Genomic DNA, 3,011 nt, shown 5'->3' with positions numbered 1-3,011 from the left:
TTCGGCACTTTCCTGATCATGGGCGTCGTCGGCATCCTCGTCGCGATGCTGATCAATCTGTTCGTGCAGTCGACAGCGCTCGGCCTTGCGATCAGCGTCATCGGCGTGCTGCTGTTCGCGGGCCTCACCGCCTATGACACGCAGAAGATCAAGAGCATGTATTTCTATGTCCGCGGGACCGACTTCGTCGGCAAGTCGGTGGTGATGGGCGCGCTGACGCTTTACCTCGACTTCGTCAACATGTTCACCTTTCTGCTCAACCTTCTGGGCAGCCGCGAATAAGCGGACGGACGGATACGAAACAAGCGAGCCCGGCGGAGCAATTCGCCGGGCTTTTTCTTTGCACGATATACTTGCAGAGCCCCGCTATGCCGTCGGCGGATTTGCCGCCTGCATCTCGGCGATCAGACCGTTGTCGATTTCCTTGGCGCGCTTGTAGCCTGCGCGTTCGCGAAGCCGTGCGGCATAGGCGTCGAATGCCGGGCGCGACGGGATCGTGCCGAACTGCAGGCCCCAGTCGATCTGGCTGCCGACATAAACGTCGGCGGCGGTGAAGCCGTCCCCGGCGACCCAGGTTTTGCCGTTCACTGCGGTTTCGAGCGCGCCCAGCGCATGCTCGAGCGTGCCGAAACCTGCCGAGCGCTGCTGGTCGGCGTCGGGCTCGATACCGAAATGCCTGGCGGTGATCGCCTGCTCGACCGGACCTGCGGCAAAGAACATCCAGCGGTAATAATCGGCGCGATCGGCGGCGGCGGGCGCGAGGCCGGCCGACGGAAAGGCATCGGCCAGATAGGCGCAGATTGCGGCGCATTCGGTCACAACCTTGCCGTCGTGGACGATCGCGGGCACCTTCCCCATCGGATTGACTGCCAGATATGCGTCGTCCTTCATCGACGTGCCGTAGCCGAGGATCTTCGCTTCATAAGGCACGCTGACCTCTTCGAGCATCCAGCGGACAATCTGTCCGCGCGACATGGGATTGGTATAGAAAATCAGTTCGTCAGCCATCGCGCCTCTCCGTCGGTTTACGAGTCGAATGAGAACATATCAGGAACAATGCTTCCGTTCCAGCGGGCTTGTTTTGTCATCCAAGCGGGCTAAGGCAAAGCGATGAGCGACGAACGCATCTGGACCGCCGCCGTGCTGGTAATCGGCGACGAGATTCTCTCGGGCCGCACGCAGGACAAGAATGTGTCGCAGATCGCGACCTGGCTCGACGTGCAGGGGATTCGTCTCCGCGAAGTGCGCATCGTCCCTGACGTCGAGGTCGAGATCGTCGAAGCGCTGAATGCGGTCCGCGCGCGCTACGACTATGTCTTTACCACCGGCGGCATCGGCCCGACGCACGACGACATCACCGTCGATGCGGTGGCGAAGGCGCTCGGCATCGGCGTCGTGATCCATCCCGCCGCGCGCGCGATCCTCGAACGTTACTACAGCGGACGCGGCATCGAGCTGACCGAAGCGCGGCTACGCATGGCGCGCGTGCCCGATGGCGCCGATCTCATCCCGAACCGTATGTCGGGCGCACCCGGCATTCGCATCGGCAATCTCTTCATCATGGCGGGGGTCCCGCACATCACCGCGGGCATGCTCGACGCGCTCACCGGCGAACTTGAAGGCGGCGCGCCGCTCGTCGCGTACACGATCGGCGCGTGGGCTCCCGAAAGCGAGATTGCCGATCTGCTCCGCCAGGGCGAAAAGGATTATCCGGGTGTCGCGATCGGCAGCTATCCCTTTTTTCGCGACGGCAAGACCGGAGCCAATTTCGTCGTCCGGTCGACCGACGGCGAGCAGGTCGCGGCGTGCGTCGCAATGCTGACCGGGGGGCTCGAAGCGCTCGGCTATGCAGTGACCGACGGCGGCATCTGATCGGCCGTGTTCGCACGCGGCAGGCGACGCAGCATCGCGATAGCGAGCAGGCCGAAGATCGCGGCGACGATAAAGGCGGCGCCGGGGAAATGCACCGGTGCGGCCTCGGCTGTGAAATAGGCCATCGTCCCGGTGAGCAGCAGCGGCGCGACGAGCTGGCCGAGTCCCATCGCCATCGCCGAAATGCCCTGCACCTCGCCCTGCGTCCCGGCGGTCGCGCGGCGCGACATCATTGCCATCAGCGAAGGCTGCACCGGCGCCTGCAATGCCACCGGGATCAGCAGCAGAAAGGCGGCGACGGTGGAGGTCGTGAAAGCGTAGCCGGCATAAACCGCGACTGCGACGAGAATGCCGAGCGTTGCGGCGTCGCGTTCGCCAAAGCGCGCGACGGCGGGCCCGACAACGAAGACCTGCCCGAGCGCGATCATCACGCCGACCGCGGCGAGGCTCGCGCCTATCATCCCGGGTGTCCAGCCGAGCTGCGCGATGCAATAGAAGCTCCACGTCATCGGATAGACGAGGCTTGCGATCTGCCACAGCACGAGTACCCCCGCTACGCCGTCCATGCCGGGCAGCGCGCGCATCGTTTTCCACGCGCCGAGCGGATTGGCGCGGCGCCAGTCGAAGGCACGGCGGCGTTCGGGCGGCAGGGTTTCGGGAAAGATGAAATAGCCATACAGCATGTTGGCCGCGGCGAGGATCGCGGCGGCGACGAAGGGCGCGCGTGGTCCGATCTCGCCGAGGAAGCCGCCGACCGCGGGCCCGGCAACGAAGCCGATCCCGAACGCCGCGCCGACGAAGCCGAAGTTGCGCGCACGTTCCTCGGGCTTGGTAATATCGGCGATCGCTGCCTGGGCCGCGGCATAGCTGCCGCCGAAAATCCCCGACAGCGCGCGCGAGACGAATAGCCATGGCAGCGTTTCGACGACCGTCAGCAGCGCATAGTCGACCGCGAGCCCGCCCAGCGCGAGCAGCAACACGCGCCGTCGCCCGAAATGGTCCGACAGATTGCCGAGTACGGGCGAGGCGAGGAAGGTCGCGATCGCCATGACGAGTCCGATCCATGCGCCGACCTCGATCGCGCGGGGCAGGTCGATCCGGCCGACCTCCATCACGAGCTGCGGCAGCACCGGCATGAT

The 3,011-nt window shown here is 65.0% G+C and carries 4 protein-coding genes; 2 read left to right on the top strand and 2 right to left on the bottom strand.

All coding sequences use genetic code 11. The features are described 5' to 3' along the window. On the top strand, positions 1–282 hold a 282-nt coding region (locus JHC57_RS21730), incomplete at its 5' end, for a Bax inhibitor-1 family protein (protein WP_294032660.1). 84 nt (positions 283–366) lie between these two features. Here JHC57_RS21730 and JHC57_RS21725 read toward each other — a convergent pair. Beyond that, positions 367–1,008 carry a glutathione S-transferase family protein gene (locus JHC57_RS21725; RefSeq protein ID WP_294032659.1) on the bottom strand — a complete coding sequence of 214 codons (642 nt, stop codon included), beginning with the start codon at positions 1,006–1,008 and terminating at the stop codon, positions 367–369. Between the two features lie 102 nt (positions 1,009–1,110). Here JHC57_RS21725 and JHC57_RS21720 point away from each other — a divergent pair, with 102 nt between their 5' ends. After that, on the top strand, positions 1,111–1,872 hold the full coding sequence (locus tag JHC57_RS21720; RefSeq protein ID WP_294032658.1) for a molybdopterin-binding protein: 762 nt from the start codon (positions 1,111–1,113) through the stop codon (positions 1,870–1,872). On the opposite strand, the gene JHC57_RS21715 is transcribed toward JHC57_RS21720, so the two are convergent. Further along, positions 1,845–3,011 (bottom strand): MFS transporter (locus JHC57_RS21715; protein ID WP_294032657.1); only part of this gene is annotated, 1,167 nt, incomplete at its 5' end. The genes JHC57_RS21720 and JHC57_RS21715 overlap by 28 nt on opposite strands.

This window comes from Sphingopyxis sp., assembly GCF_016463645.1.
GTDB lineage: Bacteria > Pseudomonadota > Alphaproteobacteria > Sphingomonadales > Sphingomonadaceae > Sphingopyxis.
This window is presented reverse-complemented; position numbering and strand designations above follow the sequence as displayed.

Coding starts and splice junctions, on each gene's coding strand:
- JHC57_RS21725 (WP_294032659.1), bottom strand. CDS start 1,008: ATGGCTGACGAACTGATTTTCTATACCAATCCCATGTCGCGCGGACAG.
- JHC57_RS21720 (WP_294032658.1), top strand. CDS start 1,111: ATGAGCGACGAACGCATCTGGACCGCCGCCGTGCTGGTAATCGGCGAC.